The organism is Kitasatospora purpeofusca (assembly GCF_036010405.1).
Classification (GTDB): Bacteria; Actinomycetota; Actinomycetes; order Streptomycetales; family Streptomycetaceae; genus Kitasatospora; species Kitasatospora purpeofusca.
Genome location: NZ_CP108561.1, coordinates 1067466 through 1092131, shown reverse-complemented (window position 1 = coordinate 1092131; position 24666 = coordinate 1067466). Strand labels below are relative to the sequence as shown.

The following is a 24666-nucleotide window of genomic DNA, read 5'->3' as shown; positions in this document are numbered from 1 at the left end:
CATTCTGAACCGAACGGTCAATTAAGACCGGCGTATCCAGACCTTGACCGAGGAGTACTCCATGTCCCGCAGCACCACCCGCTTCACCGGCAAGTCCGTCCTGGTCACCGGTGGCGGCAGCGGCATCGGCCGAGCCGTGGCCCTCGCCTTCGCCCGGGAGGGCGCCCGCGTCGCCGTCGCCGGCCGCACCGCGAGTGCGCTGGCCGAGACGGTCGCGCTGATCGAGCAGGAGGGCGGCACCGCGGTGGCCCTGGTCGGCTCGGTCTCCGAGTCCGCAGACGCCGCCCGCCTGGTCCGGGAGACCGTGGAGCACCTGGGCGCCCTGGACGTCGCCGTCAACAACGCCGGTGTGCTCGGCGGCATAGCCCCGATCGCCGACGTCGAGGAGGAGGAGTGGCGGCGCGTCATCGACATCAACCTCAACGGCACCTGGTACGCGATGAAGCACCAGATCGCCCACCAGCGCGCCAACGGCGGCGGGGCGATCGTCAACATCGCCTCGAACCTGGGCACCCACGTCCGCCTGCCGAACCTCGGCGCCTACGCCGTCTCCAAGGCCGCCGTGGCCACCCTGACCCGCAGCGCCGCCCGCGACCACATCGCCGACGGCGTGCGGATCAACATGGTCAGCCCGGGTCCGGTCGACACCACCATGTCCTCCCGCCCCGGCGAGAACGCCTCCGACAAGGCGGACCGGATGAAGGGCGACGTCCCGGTCGGCCGGGCCGGCGCCGTCGAGGAGGTCGCGGCCGCCGTCCTGCACCTCGCCTCCGAGGAGTCGGCGTTCACCGTCGGCGCCGACCTCGTCCTCGACGGCGGAATCACCGCCTGACCGGGGCGCCCGACCGGGGCGCGCAGGTCCGGGGCCGGACCCCCACTCGGCCCCGGACCGCCGGCCGCGTCAGGCCGACAGTGCCTCGGCCCCGCCCTCGCCCGCGTCCGGCAGCACGGCCGCGGCGGCCAGCTCGTCCAGCGACAGCCCCAGCGCGTACGCCAGCGCCACGACGGTGAAGAAGGAGGGTGTCGGCGCCCGCCCGGTCTCGATCTTGCGCAGCGTCTCGGCCGACACCCCGGCCGCCGCCGCCACCTCGACCATGCTGCGCCCGCCGCGCGCCTCGCGCAGCAGTACACCGAAGCGCTCGCCGCGCTCGCGTTCCCCGGGGGTCAGCGGAGTCCTCACCATGCCCCCGATGGTAGGGCACCCGCCCGGCCCGTCCGACCCACGCGACCGTGATACAAATACCGGTATAAGAATTGGAGCTATGCCCGGAGGGTCCCATGGTGGAGTTCAAGTCGGAGGCGGCGCTGGCCGCGATGCGGGAGTCGGGGCGGGTGGTCGGCACCGCGCTGGCGGAGGTCGAGCGGGCCGCCGGGGTCGGCGTGAGCCTGCGGGAACTCGACGAGGTGGCCCGGGAGGTGCTGCGGAAGGCGGGGGCGACCTCCCCCTTCCTCGGCTACCGGCCGTCCTTCGCCCCGGTGCCCTTCCCGGCCGTCATCTGCGCCTCCGTCAACGACGCCGTCGTGCACGGGATCCCCACCGGCTACCGGCTGCGCGACGGTGACCTCGTGAGCATCGACTGCGGCGCCCTCCTGGACGGCTGGGCGGGCGACGCCGCCGTCAGCTTCACCGTCGGCCCGCCCCGCCCCGAGGACCAGCGGCTGATCGACACCGCCCGCCGCGCCCTGGCGGCCGGCATCGCCGCCGCCGTCGTCGGCAACCGCACCGGCGACATCGCCCACGCCATCGGCACCGTCGCCCGCGGCGCGCGCTACGGCCTGCTGGAGGGCTACGGCGGCCACGGCATCGGCCGCCGCATGCACGAGGACCCGCACCTCCCCAACGAGGGCCGCCCCGGCCGCGGCTTCCCCCTGAAGCCGGGCCTGGTCCTCGCCATCGAACCGATGCTCATCGCCGGCGGCACCGACACCCACACCACCGACCCCGACGGCTGGACCCTCCGCACCACCGACGGCACCCGCGCCGCCCACGTCGAACACACCGTCGCCATCACCCCCACCGGCCCCCGCATCCTCACCCTCCCCTGATCCGTTCCCCGGGCGGTCGAGTGGTATGAATGTCGATCGACTGATTCTTGGGGAATGCGCCGATCCGCTCGGCGGGGACGTTCGAGGGTGGGATGAGTGATTCTCCGCAGGTCCTCCTCCGGGGCCATTGTCGGCGAATTTTATGGGTCGGGAGCTTCTTGTGTCGAGTGGTCGCCTGCGGAGTCTGTTCGGCAGTCCGGTCGAGGGTGTGGCCGAGGTGCCGTGGAACAACTCCTCGGCCGAAGTCGGGATCGTTTTCCCGTCCGACTACCGGGAATTCGTGGATCGATACGGATCCGTTCGGATCAACGGCGAGCTGTCGGTTTGGATTCCGATGCTCCGGTCGCGCGACGGGGGGCCCGACGTCGGATTTCCTGGCTTTGTGCGTGCGACGACACATGGGATCGCTGCCGAGCTGGCAGCGGACGATGATATGCCTTATTCGGTCTTTCCGGATCCTGGTGGTCTTCTCGGATGGGGGTCGAACATCAATGCGGACCAGTTCTTCTGGCTGACCGATGGCGATGATCCGGACTCTTGGCCTATCATCGCCTGGTATCGGAGCCTGAATGAATGGGACTATTTCGACGGCGGGTTCTCCGACTTTGTCGCCGGTGTCGTGGACGGAACGTATCGATACGCCGAAGAGGTCGCTCCGGCCAATCCGGAAGAGCCTCTCTGGGTCTCCCAGGGAGACTGGGCGAGCGTTCGCCCCCTGTGAGGTGAACCCGGCTCGGATGCGAGCAGGGACCACCGGTCCGGTGGCGGGGACCTTGGACTCTGGGTGGACTTGGATCGGGGTGGGGAGGGTGGGGGTGCGGGCGAGCGTGTGGTTTCGTCCGGGTCCGGTTGGGTGGAGGCGGTTGTGAGCGGATTCGTCGTGGTCGGGGTGGATGGGTCGCCCGAGAGTCTGGCGGCGTTGGACTGGGCCGCGGAGGAGGCGGTGGGGAGCGGGGCGGGGCTGAGGGTGGTGCTGGCGTGGCCGAGTGTGGTGACGCCGTTGTCGGTGCTCGGGGCGGTGGATCTGGCGCACCGGCAGGCGGAGGTGACGTTGCGCGAGGCGGAGCTGCGGGTGCGGGAGCGGTGGCCGGAGCTCGCGGTGGTGGCGGTGCAGGTGCCGCACGATCCAGTGCAGGCGCTGGTGGAGGAAGCAGGGGAGGAGAGAGGGGACCAGGCGGGCGCGGAGACCCTGGTGCTCGGGTCGCGGGGGCTCGGGGCGGTGGCGGGGTTCCTGGTCGGGTCGGTGAGCCGGCGGGTGCTCGCCAAGGTGGAGTGCCCGGTGGTGCTGGTCCGCGAGGGGCGGGCGCAGGAGGAAGCCGGCGAGGTGGTGGTCGGCGTCGACCCCTACCAGGGCGCCGCCGAGGTGCTCGGCCACGCCTTCGCGGTGGCCGAGCGGCGCGGCCTGCCGCTGCGGGCCGTCTACGCCTGGACGCTGCCAGTGGCCTACCAGTACGCGGGCATCGCCGCGAGCGTCGACGTGTCCGGCGAGATGCAGACCTTCGCCGAGGTCGAGCTGGCGCGGGTGGTCCAGCCGTGGCGGGCGGAGCACCCCGGGGTGACAGTGGTCGAGGAGGTCCTGAACGCCCGGCCCGCCAAGGTGCTCGCGGAGCGGGCGGCGGCGGGTGCCGGGCTGGTGGTGATCGGTCGGCGGGTCCGGCGCTCGCAGCTGGGCGCGCACCTGGGCTCGGTCGCGCACGCGGTGCTGCACCACGTGCCGTGCCCGGTCGCGGTGGTGCCCTACGAGCGGACCCCCGACGAGAAGCAGGAGAAGCAGGAGGCGGGCGATGAGTGACCCGGTGCTGGTGGGGGTGGACGGTTCGGAGGCGAGCCTCGCCGCCGTGGACGTCGCGGTCCGGGAGGCGCGGCTGCGCGGCCGAGGTCTGCGGATCGTGCACGCCTTCATCTGGCCGCTGATGCACGTACCCCTCGGTCCGGCCCAGGGCGGTCCGGCGGAGGGCGGGCTGCGCCACCAGGCGGAGAACGTGCTGGAGGACGCGAAAGCGCGGGCCCGGGCGTTGGATCCCCGGCTGGAGATCGCCGCCGAGCTGGTCACCGGCGAGCCGCTGACCGTGCTGGCCCACCGGTCGCGGGACTCCTGCCTGGTCGTGGTCGGCAGCCGGGGTCTCGGCCGGTTCGGGGCGCTGCTGATCGGTTCGGTGGCCGTGCACCTGGCCGCGCACGCCGCCTGCCCGGTGCTGATCGTCCGGGGCCGGCCGGAGCCGGACGGTCCGGTCCTGGTGGCGGTGGACGGTTCGGGGGTGGGCGCGGAGGCGCTGGGCTTCGCCTTCGCGGAGGCCTCCGCCCGCCGGGTGCCGTTGACGGCACTGCACGTGGCGCACCCCAGCGCGAGCCTGCCGGGCCAGGAGGAGCGGGCGCTCGCCGAGGCCCTGGCTGGCCACCGGGACACGTACCCGGACGTCGAGCTGCGCTCGGAACTGATCGAGGCCCACGCCCGGCCGGCGCTGATCGACGCGAGCCGGGCGGCCCAGCTGCTGGTGGTCGGAGCCCGGGGCCGGGGCGGGTTCGCGGGCATGCTGCTGGGCTCGACCAGCCAGGCGATGATCCAGCACGCGGACTGCCCGGTGGTGGTGGTCCGGCACGAGGAGCAGCCGGCGGAGGTCCGGCAGGGGTAGAGGCGGAGGCGGAGGCGGAGGCTCAGCCGAGCAGCCGCAGCCGGGTCGCGGCGACGCCCACCCGGACCGTCTGGCCGCGGACGAGGTCCAGCGCGTCGCTCTCGACGCCGTCCCCGAACGCCACCAGCCGGTCCGACTCGACGGTCAGGACGAGCCGCTGCTCCCCGTCGAGCAGGCCGTGCACCCGGGTGGTGCCGGTGGCGGGGGAGGGCCAGGCCTCGCGGACGAACCAGGCGAGCGACGGGGCGGCGGGTGCGGGCAGGGCGAGCGGGCCGCCCCGGTCCTGCCAGACGGAGCGGCACCAGCCGGTGCCGCCGGTGCCGGTGCCGACCAGCACTCCGGACGAGGCCTGCGCCTCCTCGCCGTCCGGTGCGCCGGGGTGCTGCTCGACGGCCAGCCGGTAGCGCGCGGTCTGGTGGCCGGGCTGGCCGACGTAGACCTCGTTGAGCGCCAGCAGCCGCTGGGTGTCGTCGGCGACGGCCTCGACCATGGTCCGCTCCTCGGTCCGCCGGTCGGTGCCGGGGCCGACGGCGGCCGGGAGGAGGCGGGGCAGGTCGTCGGCGCGGTGGCGGACCAGTACTCCGGGGTTGCGGCCGGGCTCGGTGTCCACGCCGATGACGGGCTGGCCGCCGAGGTACTTGGCGACATTGGCGACCAGGCCGTCCTGGCCGACCACGACGACGACGTCCTCCGGTTCGAAGAGGAACCGGGGCAGGTCGGCGCGTTCGACCCGGGTGCGGCGCCAGTCGAGCGGCACGGCGCCGGCCGCCCGGGCGAGCGCCTCCTCCTGCCGGGCGTGGCGCCGCTCGATCTCCTCGACGGACCGGCCCCGGCTGCGCAGGAAGTAGGCGGCCTGGCCGGGCGTGCCGTGGTGGGCGACCAGCTCCTGGTACTCGCTGCGGCGGTGGACCAGGACGGCCCGGGGAGCCAGCGTCACCGTTCGCCTCCGCCGGTGAGCGGCCCCGTCGCGCCGAGCTTGGCGAGCAGCCCGGTCAGCACGTCCGGGGTGAGGGTGAGGCTGTCGATCCGCGGCAGGTGCTCGGCCAGCCGCATCAGCGCGAGCGCCCGCAGCACCGCCGGGTCGGCCTGCTGGTGGGCGGTGAGCCAGGCGGCCTCCGCGGCGGCCCTGGCCTCGCCCAGGTCGCGGGCGGCCGCGGCCTCGGCGGCGGCGAGGCGGGTGCGGCGCTGGGCCTCGGCGTCGGTGCGGATCCGGTCGGCGACGGCCTCGTCCTCGGCCTGGCGCTGGGCGTTGGTGCCCTCCTGGGTGATCAGCTGCTCCTGCCGCCGGGCGAGCTCGATCTGATTGGCGAGCTCGTTCTCGGCGATGCCGCGCTCGTGCTCGACGGCGACGGCGCGCCGTTCGAAGGTGGCCCGGTCGGCCTCCTGCTGGACGAGTTCCCGGGCGGGGGTGCGCAGGGCGCGTTCCACCTCGGGTTCGGGGCGCAGGGCGACCACGCGGACGGAGATGACGGCGAGTCCGGTCTCGGCGAGCCGGGGTTCGGCGGCGAGGCCGGCGGTCATCCGCTCGCGGACGCCGGCGATGCCGTCGGCCAGGGCGGTGGCGAGCGGGGTGCGGGCGAGCAGGCCGAGCGCGTGCTGCTGGGCGGTCTCGGTGAGCAGGGTGGCGAGCTGGTCGAGCGGGGCGGAGCGCCAGGCGCCGGTGTCGGGGTCGATGCCGAAGTCGACGCGGGCGGCGGCGGTGGCCGGGTCCGTGATCCGGTAGGTCAGGGTGCCCTGGACGGTGACGTCCTGGAAGTCGGCGGTGCGGGCGTGGAAGAGCATCGCGAGTTCGCGGTCGTCGACCGGCACCTCGGAGAGGGCGGCGGTGAGCGGGCGGAACCAGAAGGCGAGCCCGGTGCCGTCGTGGGCGAGCTTGCCGCGGCGGACGTGCCGGATGTGGGCGGTCGGTCGGGCGCGCAGGTGGCGCAGTCCGAAGCGCTTGGTGATGTCGGCCATGGCGACTCCTTTTCGTCGCACTGACGATATTGAAGGCGAAGGGATCTCGTCAAGGTGACGAAAAATGATCCCCCGGCGGAAGCCCGACGGAAGTCCGACGGAAGCCCGACGGGAACCCGACGGAAAACGGGCAGGGAGGGCGGCCGTGGGAGGATCGACCGGTGCTGAGGATGCGAACGACCAGGCTCCCCGCAGTGCTGCTCGCCGCGGCCTGCGCCACCGCCACCACCGCGGTCGCCGTCGGCGCCGGTGCCGCCTTCGGCGCCCCGTCCGCGCACGCGGCCGACCCGGGCGGCCAGGCCTTCGCCATCGCTGACCCGAGGATCACCGAGTCCAGCGGCCTCGCCGCGAGCCGGCAGCACCCCGGCGTCTACTGGACCCACAACGACAGCGACGACGGCCCGTACGTCTACGCGATCGACTCCCGGGGCCGCACGGTCGCCACCGTCACCCTGCGGGGCGTCGAACCCCGCGACGTCGAGGCGATCTCGCTCGGTCCGGACGGCCGGCTCTACGTCGGCGACCTCGGCGACAACCTCGGCGGCAAGTGGCCCGAGGTCTGGATCTACGCCTTCGCCGAACCCGCCGAGCTGCACGACCAGGTTGTCGACGTGACCCGCTACAAGGTCCGCTACGAGGACGGCCCGCGCGACGCGGAGGCGCTGATGGTCCACCCGGTGACCGGCCGCGCCTACATCGCCAGCAAGAAGCAGGGCGGCGGCGCGCTCTACCAGGGCCCGGAGAAGCTCTCCCCGACGGGCGTGAACACCTTCCGGAGGATCGCCGACGCGCCGTGGACGACCGACGGCGCCTTCTCGCCGGACGGCACCCGGCTGGTGCTGCGCGACTACTTCTCGGCCACCCTCTACCGCTGGAAGGACGGCGCGCCGAGCGACGCCGAACCGCTGTCCACGCCGTTCCAGCGGCAGGGGGAGTCGGTCACCTTCACCTCCGACGGCCGGGCGCTGCTCTACGGCACCGAGGGCAAGGACAGTCCGGTCTGGCGCGCGCCGCTCGACGACGCGCAGCTTCCGGACACCGTCGAACCCCTGCGGAGCGCCACCCCGGCCCCGTCCGCCCCGTCGGACTCCTCGGGCCCGGCGTCGCCGACGTCCGGCGCGGCCGCCCCGCCGTCGCGCGCCGAGGGGAAGGACACGCCGGCGAGCACCGGGGACAAGGTGCTCGGGGTGGCGTTCCTGGCCGCGATCGCGGTCGCGGTGTTCGGGCTGCGGCGCAAGAAGCGCGAGGGCTGAGGACCGGGGGCGGGCAGGGTGCGCGGGCCCGACCGTTCTTGATCGAGTCCTGTCGAGCGTGGGCGAACGACCGGCTCCCGGGGCGGGCGGGACCGTCGGCCGTCCCCGGCGCCACGCCCAACGCCGGTGATCTGTCGCCGATTTGTGACAAAGCTTGGCCAACACCGGCCCCACGGGCGGTTTTCGTGGACGTAGTGTTCCGACTATGTCACGGAGAAGCCGCCGCATGCCCTCCTCGGAGCCCCACGACACCTGGGTCCCGCGCCCCCGGCGCCGCGAGACCCCGCTCGGCCTGCTCGGCCACGGCGTGAAGTTCCTCGGTTACAGCACCCTCGCGGGCGTCCTGCTCGCGGGCATCGCCCTCCCGGCCGCCGGAGCGCTGGGGCTCGGCATGAAGAGCGGCGTCGAGGAGTTCGACAGCATCCCCGCCGACCTGAAGACCCCGGCGCTGACCCAGGCCAGTTGGATCTACGACGCCAAGGGCCAGCAGATAGCCAAGGTGTACGAGCGCGACCGCCGGGTGATCACCGGCGAGGAGATGGGCACGCTGATACGCCAGGCCCAGGTGGACATCGAGGACGCGCGCTTCTACGAACACGGAGCGGTCGACCTCAAGGGCGTCCTGCGGGCCATCACCAAGAACGCGGAGAGCGGCACCGCCGTCCAGGGCGCGTCCACGCTCACCCAGCAGTACGTGAAGAACGTGAACGTCGAGAAGGCCGGCGACGACCCGGTGGCGGTGCTGGAGGCCCAGCGCAAGACCCTCGGCCGCAAGGTCCAGGAGCTCAAGTACTCCATCAAGCTGGAGGAGGAGCTGACCAAGGACCAGATCCTCACCAACTACCTGAACATCACGTACTACGGCCAGCAGGCGTACGGGATCCAGGCGGCGGCCCAGCGCTACTTCAGCAAGAACAGCAAGGACCTCACCGTAGCCGAGGCCGCCACCCTGGCCGGACTGGTGCAGAACCCCTCCCAGTTCGACCCCAAGGCCCACCCCGAGGCCTCGCGCAAGCGCCGCGACGTCGTCATCGACAAGATGGTCGAGAACAAGCACCTCACCCCGGAGCAGGCCAAGGAGGCCAAGTCCGGGCCGGTCGCCCTGCACTACCAGGCGCCGCAGAACGGCTGCATCACCGCCGACGCGGGCATGGGCTTCTTCTGCGACTACGTCCGCCACGTGATCAAGCAGGACCCGGTCTTCGGCAAGACCGCCGCCGAGCGCAAGAAACTCTGGGACCAGGGCGGCCTGTTCATCCACACCACCCTCGACCCGGTGAAGCAGGCGGCCGCGCTCAAGGCCGTGACCACCAAGGTGAAGGTCACCGACCAGGTGTCGGCGGCGATGACCATGGTCGAGCCGGGCAGCGGGAAGATCCTGGCGATGACCCAGACCCGGCCGTACGGGATCGACCCGGCCAAGAACCAGACCGTCGTCAACTACAACGTCGACGCGGGGATGGGCGGCGGCAACGGCTTCCAGCCGGGCTCCAACTTCAAGCCGATCGTGGCCGCCGCCGGGCTGGAGGCCGGGCTGACGTCCACCCAGTCCTACCCCGCGCCGAACAAGATGGACTGGCCGACGATGACCACCTGCGAAGGCACCTGGAAGAACCTGGAGAAGGGCAAGAAGGGCGGCAGCATCCCCAACGAGTCCTCGGGCGAGGTCGGCCCGTACGAGCTCAAGGAGGCGATGGCGCTCTCGGTCAACACCTACTTCGTGCAGATGGAGCAGGAGATCGGCCTCTGCGCGGTCAAGCAGATGGCCAACAAGCTCGGCGTCGCGACCAAGGCCAGCGGCAAGCCGCTGGAGGAGCTGCCGGCGCTCGGCCTGGGCACCCAGGAGGTGAGCCCGCTGGTGATGGCCAACGTCTACGCGACCTTCGCCAACCGCGGCACCTACTGCACGCCGGTCGCGATCAGCAGCGTCACCACCATGGACGGCAAGGACGTGCCGGTCAGTCCGGCCAAGTGCGACCGGGTGATGTCCGAGAGCACCGCCGACGTCATCAACACCGTGCTGCTCGGGGTCACCGAGAAGGGCGGCACCGCCCGTGACCTCGGTCTGAAGGACGACCGGCAGATCGCCGGCAAGACCGGTACCTCCGACGAGAAGAAGTCGGCCTGGTTCAGCGGCTACACCGGCAACCTGGCCGCCTCGGTCTGGCTGGGCGGCCCTGCCGGCGGCGTGCCGATGAAGAACATCTCGATCGGGGGCAAGCGCTTCGACGAGGTCTTCGGCGCCACCGGCCCGGGGCCGATCTGGCAGCTGGCCATGAACGACGCCGTCCGGGGCATGCCGGAGCAGGAGTTCGAGACCGTCTACATCCCCAACCCGCCGCCGAAGCGCGACCCTTCGGCGAGCCCGGGCTCGGGCAGCGGCTCGCCGTGGACGACCTGGCCCGGTGGCCAGCCGACCGACGTCGCCCCGAACTGGCCCGGCGGACGCACCCAGACCCCCTTCCGCCAGCCCACCCGCAAGCCCGCCCAGCCGACCCAGCAGGAACAGCAGACCCAGCAGGACCAGGCGCCGCAGCAGGGCCAGCAGGGCCAGCAGGGGCAGCCCGAGGAGCAGCACGGCGACGGCTGACGCCGAGCCACTGCGCCCGGACGGGACCGCGCCCCGGAACGTCGACGGACGTTCCGGGGCGCGGCGGTTCAGGACCCTCGGCGTGCGTCAGTGCGCGCCCTTGGCGTCCCAGAAGTCCTGGCGGGCCAGCACGCTGGTGTCGGTCTGGTCGGTGAAGAAGCCGTCCACCCCGAGCTCGTACAGGTACTTCGCCCAGCCGATCGCGTCGCCGTACGCGTTGGGGTCGGTGCCCCGGCGGTAGTCCAGCGGCAGGAAGGCGTTCTCGTTGCGCACCGTGTACGGGTGCAGCAGCAGGTTTGCCGCGTGCGCGTCCCGGACCAGGGTGGTCGGCGGCAGCAGCTTGCCGGTCGCGTCGACCGGGGCGATCAGGGTGGTGGTCGGGCCGATGCCGTGCGCGAAGGTGGCGATCCAGCGCAGGTTCTCGGGCTTCACGAGGTCGGCCACGGTGCGCTTGTCGCCGGACAGCACGAAGTCGTACGGCTGGCTGGTCGGGCCGCTGAGCAGGAAGATCTTCGGGTTGTCGACCAGCTTGGCGAGCCGCTGCAGGCTGCTCGGCTCGAAGGACTGCAGGATCGCTCGGCCGTTGCGCCCGGCAAGCCCGGTGCGGCGCAGCTCGTCGGCGAGGCGCTCCTCCAGCGGCAGGCCGATCGAACGGAAGTAGCTGGGGTGCTTGGTCTCCGGGTACACCCAGACGTCCCGGCCGAGCTCGCGGCCGCGCTTGCGGGCGAAGTCGGCCACCTCGCGGAAGGTCGGGATCGCCCAGCGGCCGTCGTAGAGGGTGTTGCGCTGGCGCTGCTGCGGCAGCCGCTCCTTGGCGCGCAGGGTGCGCAGCTCGGCGAGGGTGAAGTCCTCGGTGAACCAGCCGGTCTGGGTGACACCGTCGATGGTCCTGGTGGCCCGCCGGTTCGCGAACTCGGTGCGGTCGGCGACGTCGGTGGTCTCCGCGATGTTGTTCTCGTGCCGGACCACCAGCTGGCCGTCCTTGGTGGGGACGAGGTCCGGCTCGATGACGTCCGCGCCCAGCCGCAGCGCCAGGTCGTAGGAGCCCAGGGTGTGCTCCGGGCGGTAGCCGGGGGCGCCGCGGTGACCGACGATCAGCGGGTGCGGCAGGCGGTCCAGGCCGGTGCCGGTGCGGACCGGCGGGCGGGTGCCGGCCGGGCGGTCGGAGGCGACGCCGCGCTCGTCGTCGGCGCCGGACCGGTCCGCGCCGGGCTGGTCCGCGCCGGGCTGGTCCCCACCGGGGGCGGCGAAGGCCTCCCCGGCCCCGGCGGCGAGGGCCGCCGCGCCGAGCCCGGCGGCGCCGGTGGCCCGCAGGAAGGTGCGGCGGGAGGAGGAGGTGCCCTCGGCGGACTCCGCCGGGGTGCCGCCGTCGGTCGGACGGTACGTCATGGAAGCTCCTAGCTCGCGCGGATGGCGTCGCGGTGTTGGCGCGGCGGTGTCGGTGCCGCGCCGTCGGCGTCGCGGTGTGGCTGCCGCCCGCAGACTAGGAGCAGACCCGCCCCGCCGAGTGGCCTTCGGGCGAACTGCGGGAGAAGTTCCGGCACCTACCGTCCTTGCCGGGCCCGGCAAGGACGGTAGGTGCGGCAAGGACGGTGAGGCCACCGTTCCTGCGTCAGGCGTTACGGCTCAGCCGTGGACCTGGCAGAGGGCGTAGGACTTCTCGGCGTGCAGCAGCGAGTCCATGTCCCCGTAGCCGAGCTGCTTGTAGGTGTAGTAGGCCACGGTGTACTCGACATCGCAGCGCTTGCCGGCGGCCGAGGCGCCGGGCGCGACGGAGATGCCGCCGATCACGGCGGTCGCGGTGACCGCGAGCACGGCGAGCGAACGGGAGAAACGGGTCATCGGCGATCCCTTCGAGGTGGTCCCCGGGGTGACCGGGCTGCGCCGATTCTGACCCGGGGGGCGGGTGCCGTCCCATCCCCGGATTCTGGGACGGGACGGGCCGGAACCGAAGGGTCCGCAGGGGCGCGGGCCGTCGCCGGGCGGCGCGCGGGGGCGCATTCGACGGCGTGGATGCCCGGTGCGCCCCGTTGCGCGGGTGCGGTGGGTACGGAAGGTTGGTCCCGGCCCGGGCCGGGTGCACCGGCCCGGGCCGACAGCATGTCCGACGATCGATCGATTCGGAGGGATGTCGGCGATGGCATCGAAGATCCTGCTCGTCACGGGGGACGCCGCAGAGTCGCTGGAGGTGTTCTACCCGTACCAGCGGCTGCGCGAGGAGGGCTACCAGGTCGACATCGCGGCACCGTCCCGCAAGCGGCTGCAGTTCGTGGTGCACGACTTCGTCGAGGGGTTCGACACCTACACCGAGAAGCCGGGCTACACCTGGCCCGCCGACCTGGCCTTCGCCGAGGTGGACCCGGCGGACTACGTCGCGCTGGTGATCCCGGGCGGCCGCGCGCCCGAGTACCTGCGCAACGATCCGGAGGTGCGGCGGATCGTCCGGCACTTCTTCGAGAGCGAGAAGCCGGTCGCGCAGATCTGCCACGGCCCGCTGGTGTCGGCCGCCGCCGGGGTGCTCGGCGGGCGGACCAGCGCCGCCTACCCGGCCCTGGCGCCGGACGTGACGGCGGCCGGCGCGACGTACGTGGACGGCGAGGCGGTGGTCGACGGCGTGCTGGTCTCGGCCCGTGCCTGGCCCGACCACCCGGCGTGGCTGCGGGCGTTCGTCGAGGTCCTGCGGGTGAAGGCCCCGGTGGCCTGACGCCGTACTCGGAGAGGTGCCTCCGGCCCGGGTCGGAGGCACCTCCCCTGAGGGGCGTCAGGGGTGGCCCGTACTGGAAACGGCCGCGGCGGGCGCCCGAATCTCGGTCCTGAGTCGGGGTGGTGTCGGTCCGTAGGCGGAGGAGATCCGCCGGTGCTCCTGTCAGAGTGTCAATTGCCGAAGTCGGCACGGGTGTTGTGGGAGCCCGAAGGCACTGACGTGGGAGGACGCATGGACGGGACGGCACGGAGCGGCACCGGCGGTACGGGCGGTCCGGGGAACGCGGGAGGTCCGGGCAGGACAGGGCACCGACGACGCGGCACGGCCGTGCGCGTCGTGGCACTCGCGCTGGCCGGCGCGGGCCTGGTGGGCGTGACCGCCCCGACGGCCGGAGCACTGGGCGCGACCGGGCCGAGCGGGGTGGCGACGGTGACGGTGACGGGAACGCAGGACGGCGCGGACGCCGGCCGGGACGCGCGCCGGAGGGTCGACGCGCGGGCACTGGACGCCGCCGTGCGCGGCATGGTCGACCCCGGCGGGGCCTCGGCGACGCTCGCCCGGGTGAGCGAGCGCGGCCGCACCGTGTGGAAGGGCGCCGCCGGCACCGCCGACCTCGCCACCGGGGCCCCGGTGGACCCCGACGGACTGTTCCGGATCGGCAGCGTGACCAAGACCTTCGTCTCCACCGTCGTCCTCCAACTCGTCGCCGAGGGGCGGCTGCGGCTGGACGACCCGGTGGAGAAGCTGCTGCCGGGCGCGGTGCCGAACGGCCGGAACATCACCCTGCGCCAGCTGCTCAACCACACCAGCGGTCTGTTCAACTACACCGAGGACGACCTCTTCGACTTCGAGAAGGACCCCGTCAGGCTCCAGCAGTGGCTGGAGACCGGCCGTTTCACCCGGTACACCCCGCAGCAGCTGATCGCCGTCGCCAACGCCCACCCGCCGTACTTCGAGCCGGGCCAGGGCGCGCACTACTCCAACACCAACTACCTCGTGGTCGGGCAGATCGTCGAGCGGGTCACCGGGCACAGCTGGCAGCAGGAGGTGGACCGGCGGATCGTCCGCCGGCTGGGCCTGACCCGCACCTTCATGCCGGACCACTCGACGACGATCCCCGGCCCGCACGCGCACGGCTACTACAACCTGCCGGCCGGGCCCGCGGACGTCACCGAGGTGGACCCGAGCATGGCGGGGGCGGCCGGCGCCGGGATCTCGACCACCGCCGACCTCACCACCTTCGTCACCGCCCTGATCGGCGGGCGGCTGCTGCCCCGGCCGCAGCTCGCCGAGATGATGGCCGTCACCCCGCAGAGCGGCCAGGACGCGTACGGTCTGGGCCTCCAGCGGGTGTCGACGCCCTGCGGACCGGTCTGGGGGCACGCGGGCGGCATCCCCGGCTACAACACCTTCGTCTACACCGACAGCGACACCCGTCGGCAGTTCGCCGCCTCCGTGAACGCCTTCGACGTGTCGGACCTGCCGGCCACCAACGCGGCCTTCCAGAAGCTGCTCGACACCGGCGCCTGCGGCGGACCGCCGCCCACCACCCCCGTTCCGGCCACGGCCGACGCTCCGCCCACCGCCGACGCTCCGACCACCGCGCCCGCCCCGGCCGGCTGACGGCACCGGGGCGGATGCGATCATGGCCCGCACCTGATGGGCAGTCGTCACAAGGAGGACGAGAGATGGCAGAGCCACTGATCGCCGAGGTCGGGGGCCGGGTCCCGGCGGTCGACCCGACCGCCTTCGTGGCGCCCAACGCGGTCGTCGTCGGCAGCGTGACCGTCGGCGCCGGGGCGAGCGTCTGGTACGGCGCGGTGCTGCGCGGTGACGCCGAGGCGATCACCGTCGGCCCGGGCAGCAACGTCCAGGACAACTGCACCCTGCACGCCGACCTCGGCTTCCCGCTGGTGATGGGGGAGCGGATCTCGGTCGGCCACAACGCCGTGCTGCACGGCTGTGTGATCGAGGACGACGTCCTGGTCGGGATGAACGCCACGGTGCTGAACGGCGCCTGGATCGGGGCCGGCTCGCTGGTCGCGGCCGGCGCCGTGGTGCCGCAGGGCATGGTGGTCCCGCCCGGTTCGCTGGTCGCGGGGGTGCCGGCCAAGGTGCGCCGCGAGCTGACCGAGGAGGAGCGGACCGGCATCAAGTTCAACGCGGAGGGCTACGCGCTGCTGGCCGACGGTCACCGTGACCTTCGCCCGGTCGCGGGTCCGGGGTCGGCCGCCGAGGAGGCCTGACGGGTCCGCCCGCAGGCCCGACGGGGGCTCGGCGGAGTCTCAGCGAGGTGTCGCGGTCCCCGCGCCGATCCGGTCGTCCGGAGCCGGCGCGGGGACCGGTACCGGGGCCGGGCCCGCGCTCGCGACCCCCGCGGCCCGGGTGCCCCGCCGGGCGGCGGCCCAGGCCGCGACCGCGATCACCGCGCCGGAGGCCGCCAGGCCCGAGCCGACCAGCGGCGGCGAGGTCCAGCCCAGCCCGGCGTCCAGCGCGAGCCCGCCGAAGTAGGCGCCCTGGGCGTTGGCCAGGTTGAACGCACCCTGGACGGTCGCCGAGGCCAGCGTCGGCGCGCCCCGGGCCTCGCGCATCACCAGCGTCTGCACCGCCGGGACGATCGCGAACCCGAACAGCCCCACCAGCACCACCGTCGCCGCTGCCGACCACTGGGCCCGGGCGGTCACGGCGAACAGCGCCAGCACGGCGGCGAGCAGCAGGAACGCGACGCACACCGTCGGCCGCAGCGCGCGGTCGGCCACGTAGCCGCCGAGCAGGTTGCCGATCGTCATCCCGACCCCGAACAGCGCCAGCACCAGGGTCACCGACCCGGTCGCGAAGCCGGACACCTCGGTGAGCAGCGGGGTGATGTAGGAGTAGCAGGCGAAGAAACCGCCGCAGCCGAAGACCACCGTGGCCAGCGCGAGCCACAGCTGTCCGCTCCGGAACGCGCCCAGCTCGTGCCGCAGGCCCGACTGCGCGGGCGACGGCAGTACCGGGACCAGCCGGGCGATCGCCAGCGCCCCGGCCGCGCCGATCACGACCACCACCAGCATGGTCGCCCGCCACCCCAGGTGCTGGCCGAGCAGGGTCGCGGCGGGCACACCGACGACATTGGCGAGGGTCAGCCCGGAGAACATCACCGCGACCGCCCTGGCGCGCCGGTCCGGGGCGACGAGTTCGGCCGCCGCGACCGCCCCGGCGCCGAAGAACGCCCCGTGCGGCAGTCCGGTGACCAGCCGGGCGGCGGCCAGCGTCCAGAAGTCCGGGGCGAGCGCGCAGAGCAGGTTCCCGGCGGCGAAGAACCCGGCCAGGGCGACCAGCACCGCCTTCCGGGGCCGCCCGGCCGCGAGCGCGGTGAGCAGCGGTGCCCCGATCACCACACCCAGTGCGTAGGCGGAGATCAGCCAGCCGGCCTGCGGGATCGAGACGTCCAGATCGTTCGCGACCTGGGGCAGCAGCCCCATGGCGGCGAACTCGGTGGTTCCGATGGCGAAGGCGGTGACGGCCAGGGCGACCAGCGCGAGAGGCAAGGGGGTGCTCCGGGAGAACGGGCGGCGAGCAAGGGACGGCGGGGAACGGACGGCGGGGAACAGGCGGCGGGGAACGGACAGCGAGGAACGGACCGAGCGAGGTCGGGATTGTTCGGGCCAAATCCTAATCCGATCGGATGACAGCGCTGTGTGGTGCACAAGGCGGTCCCGTGACGGACGGGAGTCGCCTGCCGGGCGTTCGCGCGCAAGACTGGTGGCATGTGCCGCAGTATCAAGACGCTGAGACCACCCGTGACGCCCGACGCCACCGAGGAGGACTACCGCGCGGCCGCGCTCCAGTACGTACGGAAGGTGTCCGGGTTCCGGGCCCCGGCCGCGCACAACCGCGAGGCGTTCGACCGGGCCGTGGACGCGGTGGCCGAGGCCACCGCGCACCTGCTCGGCGAGCTGGAGGTACGCGGTGCGCCCGCCCGTCCGGCCCGGGCCACCGCCTGAGGTCGGGCACGTCGAAAAGGCCGGGCACGTCGAACCAGGGATCAGGAGGTCGGTGATGAGCCCCGTCACCCGCTATGCACTCACCTTCCCGGGCACCCCCGGCACCCAGGCCCCGCAGGACGTGGTCGTGGTCGAGCGCACCAGCGCCGCCGGGCCCGGCGGCCACCCGGTGTACGAGGACGCCAGCGGAATCGTCCGGGCCGAGATCAGCGACGCGGGGGAGGTCCGGATGCTCGCCACCGGCGGCCACCAGAACCCGCACGTCCCCGTGCACGCCCAGCCGCTGCCCTGACCGGCGCGGCCCCTCGCTCCCGGCGTCCCACGCTCGGCCTGTCGCACCGGGTGGCCGGATCGCGCCGCGACCCCTGCCGCGGCCGTGCCGCGTCGGGCAGACTCCCGCCATGACCACAGCACGCTGGCAGGGCACGGTCGTCGCCGAGAGCGAGGACACCGTCGTCGTCGAGGGGAACCACTACTTTCCGGCCGACTCCGTCCGCCCGGAGTACCTGCGCCCGTCCGACACCACCACCGTCTGCGGCTGGAAGGGCACCGCCGAGTACTACTCGCTCGATGTCGACGGCCGCACCAACCCGGACGCGGCCTGGTTCTACGCCGCCCCCGAGCCCGAGGCGGAGCACATCCGCGGCCGGGTGGCGTTCTGGCGTGGGGTCGAGATCACCGACTGACGGGCCTGCGGTCGGCCCGGTGCCGGGACGGCCGGTGCGCACGGCCGGGGCACCGCCGCTACGCCGTAGGGACGACGCCGTGGCCGTCCCGTCGCAGGACCGGGACACGCCCGGCGCGTACCGCCGCGCCGCGCCGGGTACGGCCACAGCATGGCAATCTTCAGGAAACCGGGACGCTCCGGGCAGCCCGAGCCCACGCCGGACCAAGTCGCCGACGAGCTGGCCGGCCTGGTCGAGGAACTCGAACCGGGAGCTCCCGGGGCGCCAGCCGAGGGCGGGGCCGGGGAACTCGCCGAGTACCGGGCGGGCGTCGAGCGCGGTCGTCGGCGCGGCGCCCAACTGGTCACCGACATCTCCCGCCGACTCGGCAGCGGCAGCCGGACGGCGGCCAAGGGCGCCGCGTTCGGCGGCCGCGCGCTGGCCGACCAGCTGCTCCAGGCCGCCCCGCGCATCCCCGTCCGCGACCTCGCCACCCTGCGGGCCCAGCACCCCGGCGCCACCGACCCGGAGCAGCTCGCCGACCTGCTGGTCACCGGCGCCGGCCGGGCCTCCAGCGCTCTCGGTGCCGGTGTGGGCGCCGCCGCGATGCTCCCGGTACCGCCCGCGATGGCGGTGGAGATCGCCGCCGAGACGCTCGCCGTGGCGGCCGTCGAGGTCAAACTGATCGCCGAACTGCACCAGGTCTACGGCCTCCCCGCCCAGGGGACGGCCACCGAGAAGGCCACCGCCTACGTCACGGCCTGGGCCAACCGGCGCGGTATCGACGGCTCGCTGCTCGTCAAACCGGCCGGTCTGGCGGCGATGGCGCTCGGCAGCGAGGTCCGCCAGCAGGTCCGCCGCCGGCTCACCCGCAGTACGCTGCGCCGTCTGCCCTCCTTGACCCCGCTGCTGGTCGGCGCGGGCATCGGGGCCACGGTCAATCTGCGGGACACCCGCAAGGTCGCGCGCGAGGTCCGTGCGGACCTGCGCGGACGCCGCCCGGTCGATCCCGGGTACTGGATGGCCGCCGCCCCGGCCCCGCGTCCGGAGAAGGAAGCGGGCAAGGGGCTCGGTAAGGGCCTCGGCAAGGGGCTGGGGCTGGGGCTGGGGCTGGGGCTGGGGAAGGGGCCGGGCCGAGGACTCGGGAAGGGCGCCGGGGCGGTGCCGGACGAGCGGCCGTGACGCCGCGAGCCCCTGACGCCGCCCGTCCGTGAAACGGAACGGGCGGGCGTGACACGGAGCGGCCGGCCCCTCCCGGGGTCGGCCGCTCCGTGTCACGCCCGCCGCCGACGCTCGCCGCCGACAGTCGGTGCCGGGTCAGCCGGTCGGGGCCGCCGGGGCGCGGGAGCCCTTCCCGGTCTTGACGGCGTTCACCATCGCCTGGTGGACGGCCCGCGCGGTGGTCTCGTCGGCCGCCGGAACCGGGCTGCCGGCCACCGAGTACCAGTCCAGCGCGCCGGTGTACTGGACGGTGAGCCGCGCCTCGCCGTCGACCCAGGTGGTGTGCACGGTGAGGTCGCCCGAGATCGGGCCGACCTCGACCGTGGTCACCCCGCCCGGTCCGCTGATGATCGACTGGGTGGTCCAGGTGGCCCAGGAGGCCCGGGGATCGACCGGCGGCTCCACCGGCCCCGCCGACCGCCCGGCCGCCGTGTCCTGCTGCTGTTCGGTCATGCGCCCATCCTCTCCGGCCGGTCCGCCGCCGTACGGGCGGCGGAACCGGCGGTCGCGGAGGCCGCCCGCAGATCGGGCGGCCTCGTGGCAACGTCTCGGTTGCTCGTCGGCGGCTCTTCGCAAACCTGTCGGTCCGGCCGGATCAGCCGATCGCCCCCCGTTCATCCTCCGACTCACCCTCCGCCTGGGAGGTGTCCTGCGCGTGCAGGTTCTGCATCGAGGTGATGCCCTCCTCGGGGTCGGCCGCGCGGACGTCCTCGTCCCGGTCGACGCTCACCTCGGAGCGTGCGCTCATGTCGGTCATCGCGGGCTCCGTCTCCTCGGCCGGCCGGGGCGTCCGGGCCCGCCGCGCTACGCCGTGGTGGCGGGCGGCCGCCGGGCCGGTGCTCTGTTTCGCACCTCAAGCCTGCCTCCGCGCCCCGGCGAGGGCCAACCGGACCCGGTGGGCCACCCGCCGTCGGCCGCTCGCCGCCGCCCGCTGCAGGTCACCGGCCGTTGGTCACCCGCCGTCGGTCACCAGCCGACCGGCAGCGAGCCCAGCCCGTAGATCAGCGCCTCGGTGCGGAAGTCCAGCTCCTCCTCCGGCACCGCGAGCCGCAGCCCCGGCAACCGCCGGAACAGCGTGGCCAGCGCGATCTGCAGTTCCGCCCGGGCCAGCGGCTGGCCCAGGCACTGGTGCACCCCGAAGCCGAAGGCGACGTGCCGGCGGGCCTCCCGGTCGAGGTCGACCTCGTCGACGCCGAGGTGGCCCTCGGCGCCGAAGAGCCCGTCGTCCCGGTTGGCCGTCGACAGCATCGCCATCACGCCGTCCCCCGCGCGGATCAGCGTGCCGCCGAGCTCGACGTCCTCCACTGCCATCCGGGGGACGCCGGTGTGGACGATGGTGAGCAGCCGCAGCAGCTCCTCCACCGCACCGGGCACCGCCGCCGGATCGGCCAGCCGGGCCACCTGCTCCGGGTGGCGCAGCAGCAGCGCGGTGGAGAGCCCGATCATGTTGGCAGTGGTCTCGTGCCCGGCGACCAGCAGCAGCACCCCGGTCGAGGCGATCTCGCGCAGGGTGAGGTCCTCGCGGGTCGCCAGCCGGCTCAGGATGTCGTCCCCGGGCTCGGCCCGCTTGCGTTCGGCGAGTCGGCCCAGGTAGTCCAGCAGCTCCTCCTGGGCCCGGGCCACGTCCCGGTCGTCGGCCGCGGTGGTGAGCAGCAGCCGGCTGTTCGCCTGGAACTCCTCGCGGTCCTCGTACGGGACGCCCAGCAGCAGGCAGATGACGAGGGAGGGCACCGGCAGGGCGAAGTCGGCGACCAGGTCGGCGGGGCCGGCCGGGCCGCCCCGGGCGATCATCCGGTCCAGCGCCTCGTCCACGATCTGCTGGATGCCGGGGCGCATCTCCTCCACCCGCTTGACCAGGAAGTCACCGGTGACCATCCGGCGCAGCCGGGCGTGCTCGGGGTCGTCGAGGCGGAGGAAGGAGGGGTTGGCGGCGACGAGTTCGCGCCGCCCCTCGGTGAGGAAGGGGAACGCGGGCCGGCGGGCGTCGGCGCTGAACCGGCGGTCCGAGAGCACCGTACGGACCTCCTGGTAGCCGGTGACCAGCCAGCAGGGGGAGCCGTCCGGGAGTTCGGCGCGGCTGACCGGGCCGGTGCTCGCGGCCTCGGTGTAGGCGGGCGGCGGCGCGAACGGGCAGGCCGTGTCGTGCCGGGCCGGGATCAGGGTGACGGGGGCGGTGGGTGTGCTCAAGGTGGTCTCCTCGCGTGACAGGTGGGTCCGTGGCAGGCGGTGGGAGACGGCGGGCGGGCCGCCGGCCCGACGGTGGCCGTGGGGGCGTCGTCGTCGGGCGCTCGCCGAGCGGTCGTCGGACAGTCGTCGGACAGCCGTCGAGCGATGGTCGGGCGGTCGCTAGGCGGCGGTGCCGGCCCCGTCGTCCTCGGTGACGGTGATCGCGCCGCCGGGGCACAGCTCGGCGGCGAGGCGCACATCGGCGAACCGCGGTGCGGGTACGGCGGTCAGGAGGACTCTCACCAGGCCGTCCTGGTCGTCCTGTTCGAAGATCTCCGGCACGGTCATGACGCACTGGCCGGAGCTGCAGCAGCGGTCCCGTTCGACGTTCACGTGCATGACGGACATCCCTTCCTGGTGTGGCACCGGATCCTCCGGGCCGTGCCGCTCCCGCTGTCGTCGTCAAACTAACCCCGGCTCCCGTCGCACACGAAGAGAGCGTGGCCGTCTCGCGCAGAATGGCCGATTTGCCTCCGCTCGTGAACGAGTGTGAGGAAGAAGAAGTTTGATGAGCCGTCAGCCGGGTTGTCCCGGTCCGGCATCCCCCTGGGCGGCCTCGTCGGCGGCCGCGACGCCCTCCGCCGCCGCGATCTCCCGGACGGTCGCGACGGTGTCGGCCTCGGCCGCGTCCTTGTCGGGCCGGTAGCGCACCACCCGGGCGAACCGCAGGGCCAGCCCGGCCGGATAGCGGGGGCTGCGCTGGACCCCGTCGAAGGCGATCTCCACGACCAGCTCCGGCCGCACCCGCACCGTGCGGGCGTCCCGCTCGACCTCGCGGGCCAGCAGGGCCCCGGTCTGCCGGGCCAGGGTCTCGTCGGTCAGGCCCTTGAAGGTCTTGCCGAGCATCACCCACGGGCCGAGGCCCGGCTCGTCGCCGGCCCGGGCCCCCAGGTGCAGATTGCTGAGGAAGCCCTGCCGCCGGCCGCTGCCCCACTCGGCGGCCAGGACCACCAGGTCCAGGGTGTGCCGGGGCTTCACCTTGATCCAGCCCGCGCCGCGCCGGCCGGCCCGGTAGCCGGCCGCCGGGTCCTTCACCAGGACCCCTTCGTGGCCCCGGGCCAGGGTGGCGCGGAAGAACGCGAGGGCCTCCTCCCGGTCCTCGGTCTCGGTGCGGGCCACCAGCAGTCCGGCCGGGACGGCCCCGGCCAGCGCCGCCCAGCGCTCCTGGCCCGGCCGGTCCACCAGGTCCTCGCCGTCCCGGTGCAGCAGGTCGAAGAAGTGCGGGCTGAGCGGGACCTCGGCACGCAGCCGCTCCGGGTCCCGGCGGGCCGCGGTGCGGGCGGCGGTCTCCTGGAAGGGGCGCGGGCGGCCGTCCGGGCCGAGGGCGATCGCCTCGCCGTCCAGGACCGCCGACCGCAGCGGGAGCGCCAGCGCGGCCTCCACCACCTCGGGCACCCGGGCGGTGATGTCGTCCAGCGACCGGGTGAAGACCCCGACGTCCCCGCCGTCCCGGTGCACCTGGACCCGGATCCCGTCCAGCTTCCACTCCAGCGCTGCCGGCCCGGTGAGGTGCTCCAGCGCCGCGCCGACGTCCGGCGCCGAAGCCGCCAGCATCGGCCGCACCGGGCGGCCCACCTCCAGCCGGAAGGCGGCCAGCGCGGGTTCCCCGCCGGTCAGCGCGGCCTCGGCGACGGCCCGCGCCGAACCGCGGAACATCAGCGCCCGCCGCACCGTCGCCGCCGCCACCCCGGCGGCCCGGGCGACGGCGTCGGCGACCACCGCGTCCAGCGCCCCCTGGCGGAGGTCGCCGACCAGGACGGCGCGCAGGAAGGACTGCTCGGCCTCGGTGGCGCGCTCGAACAGTCCGGCCAGCAGCCGGTGCCGCTCGGCCCGGGCGCCCGTCCCGTGCACGGCCGCGATGGCCTCCAGGACCTGTTCCGTCTCGCGCACCCCCAGGACCGGGTCGGCGGCGGGCGGCGGCAGCTCGCGCAGGGCGGCCGGGCCGAGTCCGGTGCGCAGCCGCTGCGACTCGCCGGAGAGCAGGGCGACGGCCGAGGGCGCCTCGCCGGGGCCCAGCTCGCGCAGGCAGTCGGCCAGCAGCTCGGTCTTGGCCCGGCGGCCGGGCTCGGCGGCCACGGCGCGCGAGGTGAGGGCCAGACGGCGCAGCAGCATGGGGTGCCTCCTGGGCGGGCGCGGGGCAGGGGCGGCGTGCGGGCGGGCGTCCAGGATCGGCGACGCGGGTCGCTCGCGCGCGGCGGGGACGCCGGGTGGTCGCGCGCGAAAAACCGATGGCGGGCGGTTCGATCATGGTGATAGACACCCGGTGTGCATAACACCTTGGACTTTTCCGACCTGCTCCGTCTGATCGACGAGCGGTCGACGGCCTTCCGCGCCGCGGTCGCCGCCGCCCCCGACCTCGACGCGCAGGTGCCGACCTGCCCCGACTGGACGCTGCGCGACCTGGTGCGGCACCTGGGGGAGGGGCGCCGCAACTGGGGCATCATCGTGGCCGCCGGGCCGTCCGAGGTCCGCCCCGACACCTCCGCCGCCCTGGCCGGTGCGGCCGTGCCGTCGGAGCGCGAGGCCCTGATCGCCTGGCTGGCCGAGTCCACGCAGCAGCTGCTCGACGCCCTGCGCGAGGCCGGCCCGGACAGCGGCTGCTGGACGTGGTGGCCCGCCTCGCAGGCGCCGCAGACCTCGGGTGCCGTGGCCCGGCACCAGCTCCAGGAGATCACGGTGCACACCTACGACGCCCAGCTCGTCGCGGGTGCCGCGCAGCCGCTGCCGGAGGAGGTGGCCGTGGACGGCGTCGAGGAGTTCCTGGTCACCTGCTGCGCCACGACGGCCGCCTGGCCGCACGAGCCCGCGACCGTCGACTACCACGTCACCGAGGGCCGGTCCTGGCGCCTGCGGGTGGACGCCGAGGGAGCGCGGGTCGCCCGCATCCCCGCGCCCGGCACCCCCGGTTCGGCGGACCTGGCCCCCGCCGACTTCTCGACCGTGTCCTCGGCCGGTGAGCTGATCCTCGCCGGCTTCTACGGCCGCCAGCCGCTCGACCTGCTGAAGATGGAGGGCGACCGGCAGATCATCGAACAGCTGATCGCCTGGGAGCCCGAGGTCTAGGGGCTGGGTCCAGCGCGAGTACGCGGCACCCGCCGGAGCGTATGCCGGGCGCGACCACCGGGGGCGGAATCGACGGATTCCGCCCCCGGTCGGCGTTCCGGGCGACGTCCGGCCGCCGCCCCCGTACGACCGCCGGGTGCACCGCCCCCGTGCGTGCCGACGGGCCCGGTCGTGGATGCGGCATCATGGCCCGACCGCCGCCCCTTCGGTTCGTTCGGAAATCAGTTCGCACTTTTCTGTTATCCGCCCACCGCTCCCCGGTCTCCCAGGTGTCGGCACTCGTCCGACCGATCCGACGGACCAGAACTCAGGAAGCGTGCGCA

The 24666-nt window shown here is 74.0% G+C and carries 26 protein-coding genes; 15 read left to right on the top strand and 11 right to left on the bottom strand.

From position 1 onward, the window contains the following. The first annotated feature begins 61 nt into the window (after window positions 1-61). The gene (locus OG715_RS04785) at window positions 62-832 is read left to right on the top strand and encodes an SDR family NAD(P)-dependent oxidoreductase (RefSeq protein WP_266277091.1); all 771 of its coding nucleotides are present in this window, start codon (window positions 62-64) and stop codon (window positions 830-832) included. A 69-nt stretch (window positions 833-901) separates the two neighbouring features. On the opposite strand, the gene OG715_RS04780 is transcribed toward OG715_RS04785, so the two are convergent. Next, window positions 902-1183, bottom strand: coding sequence for a helix-turn-helix domain-containing protein (locus OG715_RS04780; protein WP_266277093.1), 282 nt, complete (start codon window positions 1181-1183; stop codon window positions 902-904). A 95-nt stretch (window positions 1184-1278) separates the two neighbouring features. Here OG715_RS04780 and map point away from each other — a divergent pair, with 95 nt between their 5' ends. The 4 genes from map (at window position 1279) to OG715_RS04760 (ending at window position 4679) form a co-directional block, all read left to right on the top strand. After that, entirely contained in the window at window positions 1279-2046 is a 768-nt protein-coding gene (gene map, locus OG715_RS04775; RefSeq protein ID WP_266277095.1) for a type I methionyl aminopeptidase, read from the top strand. Window positions 2047-2254: 208 nt separating this feature from the next. Then, window positions 2255-2767: an SMI1/KNR4 family protein gene (locus OG715_RS04770; protein ID WP_266277097.1), complete on the top strand. Its 513-nt coding sequence runs from the start codon at window positions 2255-2257 to the stop codon at window positions 2765-2767. Between the two features lie 144 nt (window positions 2768-2911). Then, window positions 2912-3838, top strand: a complete 927-nt coding sequence (locus OG715_RS04765; protein ID WP_266277099.1) for a universal stress protein — start codon at window positions 2912-2914, stop codon at window positions 3836-3838. Beyond that, window positions 3831-4679, top strand: coding sequence for a universal stress protein (locus tag OG715_RS04760; protein ID WP_266277101.1), 849 nt, complete (start codon window positions 3831-3833; stop codon window positions 4677-4679). The genes OG715_RS04765 and OG715_RS04760 overlap by 8 nt, the downstream gene beginning before the upstream one ends. Before the next feature lie 22 nt (window positions 4680-4701). Here the strand turns inward: OG715_RS04760 and OG715_RS04755 are convergent, their stop codons facing one another. Then, window positions 4702-5616: a hypothetical protein gene (locus OG715_RS04755; RefSeq protein ID WP_266277103.1), complete on the bottom strand. Its 915-nt coding sequence runs from the start codon at window positions 5614-5616 to the stop codon at window positions 4702-4704. Next, entirely contained in the window at window positions 5613-6635 is a 1023-nt protein-coding gene (locus OG715_RS04750) for an SPFH domain-containing protein (RefSeq protein ID WP_266277105.1), read from the bottom strand. Before OG715_RS04750 ends, OG715_RS04755 begins: the two co-directional genes overlap by 4 nt. A 170-nt stretch (window positions 6636-6805) precedes the next feature. Between OG715_RS04750 and OG715_RS04745 the strand changes: the two genes are divergently transcribed. After that, complete coding sequence (locus OG715_RS04745; RefSeq protein ID WP_266277481.1) at window positions 6806-7888, top strand: hypothetical protein; 1083 nt, start codon at window positions 6806-6808, stop codon at window positions 7886-7888. 226 nt (window positions 7889-8114) lie between these two features. Next, the gene (locus OG715_RS04740; RefSeq protein WP_266277107.1) at window positions 8115-10478 is read left to right on the top strand and encodes a transglycosylase domain-containing protein; all 2364 of its coding nucleotides are present in this window, start codon (window positions 8115-8117) and stop codon (window positions 10476-10478) included. 87 nt (window positions 10479-10565) lie between these two features. Here OG715_RS04740 and OG715_RS04735 read toward each other — a convergent pair whose 3' ends face one another. Then, window positions 10566-11867 (bottom strand): glycerophosphodiester phosphodiesterase, encoded by a 1302-nt coding sequence (locus OG715_RS04735; protein ID WP_266277108.1) that lies wholly within the window; start codon window positions 11865-11867, stop codon window positions 10566-10568. A gap of 237 nt (window positions 11868-12104) precedes the next feature. After that, window positions 12105-12320: a hypothetical protein gene (locus OG715_RS04730; RefSeq protein WP_045941873.1), complete on the bottom strand. Its 216-nt coding sequence runs from the start codon at window positions 12318-12320 to the stop codon at window positions 12105-12107. Window positions 12321-12615: 295 nt separating this feature from the next. Between OG715_RS04730 and OG715_RS04725 the strand changes: the two genes are divergently transcribed. From OG715_RS04725 to OG715_RS04715, 3 genes are all read left to right on the top strand, one after another. Further along, the gene (locus tag OG715_RS04725) at window positions 12616-13182 is read left to right on the top strand and encodes a DJ-1/PfpI family protein (protein ID WP_266277109.1); all 567 of its coding nucleotides are present in this window, start codon (window positions 12616-12618) and stop codon (window positions 13180-13182) included. A 336-nt stretch (window positions 13183-13518) separates the two neighbouring features. Further along, on the top strand, window positions 13519-14805 hold the full coding sequence (locus OG715_RS04720) for a serine hydrolase domain-containing protein (RefSeq protein WP_266277110.1): 1287 nt from the start codon (window positions 13519-13521) through the stop codon (window positions 14803-14805). Window positions 14806-14870: 65 nt separating this feature from the next. Then, window positions 14871-15428, top strand: coding sequence for a gamma carbonic anhydrase family protein (locus OG715_RS04715; RefSeq protein WP_266277112.1), 558 nt, complete (start codon window positions 14871-14873; stop codon window positions 15426-15428). A 39-nt stretch (window positions 15429-15467) separates the two neighbouring features. On the opposite strand, the gene OG715_RS04710 is transcribed toward OG715_RS04715, so the two are convergent. After that, window positions 15468-16712: an MFS transporter gene (locus tag OG715_RS04710; protein ID WP_266277114.1), complete on the bottom strand. Its 1245-nt coding sequence runs from the start codon at window positions 16710-16712 to the stop codon at window positions 15468-15470. A 219-nt stretch (window positions 16713-16931) separates the two neighbouring features. Between OG715_RS04710 and OG715_RS04705 the strand changes: the two genes are divergently transcribed. The 4 genes from OG715_RS04705 (at window position 16932) to OG715_RS04690 (ending at window position 19015) form a co-directional block, all read left to right on the top strand. Further along, a complete protein-coding gene (locus OG715_RS04705; RefSeq protein ID WP_266277115.1) occupies window positions 16932-17168 on the top strand; it encodes a DUF2277 domain-containing protein in 237 nt (78 codons plus the stop codon). Window positions 17169-17223: 55 nt separating this feature from the next. Next, complete coding sequence (locus tag OG715_RS04700) at window positions 17224-17460, top strand: DUF6296 family protein (RefSeq protein WP_266277116.1); 237 nt, start codon at window positions 17224-17226, stop codon at window positions 17458-17460. Window positions 17461-17569: 109 nt separating this feature from the next. Further along, window positions 17570-17854 (top strand): DUF427 domain-containing protein, encoded by a 285-nt coding sequence (locus OG715_RS04695; RefSeq protein WP_266277117.1) that lies wholly within the window; start codon window positions 17570-17572, stop codon window positions 17852-17854. 150 nt (window positions 17855-18004) lie between these two features. After that, window positions 18005-19015 carry a hypothetical protein gene (locus tag OG715_RS04690; RefSeq protein ID WP_266277119.1) on the top strand — a complete coding sequence of 337 codons (1011 nt, stop codon included), beginning with the start codon at window positions 18005-18007 and terminating at the stop codon, window positions 19013-19015. A 135-nt stretch (window positions 19016-19150) separates the two neighbouring features. Here OG715_RS04690 and OG715_RS04685 read toward each other — a convergent pair whose 3' ends face one another. The 5 genes from OG715_RS04685 to OG715_RS04665 form a co-directional block, all read right to left on the bottom strand. Then, complete coding sequence (locus OG715_RS04685) at window positions 19151-19507, bottom strand: hypothetical protein (protein ID WP_234370980.1); 357 nt, start codon at window positions 19505-19507, stop codon at window positions 19151-19153. A gap of 142 nt (window positions 19508-19649) precedes the next feature. Then, window positions 19650-19811, bottom strand: coding sequence for a hypothetical protein (locus OG715_RS04680; protein ID WP_266277121.1), 162 nt, complete (start codon window positions 19809-19811; stop codon window positions 19650-19652). A 209-nt stretch (window positions 19812-20020) separates the two neighbouring features. After that, a complete protein-coding gene (locus OG715_RS04675; RefSeq protein ID WP_266277123.1) occupies window positions 20021-21241 on the bottom strand; it encodes a cytochrome P450 in 1221 nt (406 codons plus the stop codon). 159 nt (window positions 21242-21400) lie between these two features. Next, the gene (locus OG715_RS04670; RefSeq protein WP_266277125.1) at window positions 21401-21619 is read right to left on the bottom strand and encodes a ferredoxin; all 219 of its coding nucleotides are present in this window, start codon (window positions 21617-21619) and stop codon (window positions 21401-21403) included. 177 nt (window positions 21620-21796) lie between these two features. Next, complete coding sequence (locus OG715_RS04665; RefSeq protein ID WP_266277127.1) at window positions 21797-23392, bottom strand: ATP-dependent DNA ligase; 1596 nt, start codon at window positions 23390-23392, stop codon at window positions 21797-21799. A 153-nt stretch (window positions 23393-23545) separates the two neighbouring features. Here OG715_RS04665 and OG715_RS04660 point away from each other — a divergent pair, with 153 nt between their 5' ends. Next, on the top strand, window positions 23546-24343 hold the full coding sequence (locus OG715_RS04660; RefSeq protein WP_407660947.1) for a maleylpyruvate isomerase N-terminal domain-containing protein: 798 nt from the start codon (window positions 23546-23548) through the stop codon (window positions 24341-24343). Window positions 24344-24666: the final 323 nt, after the last annotated feature.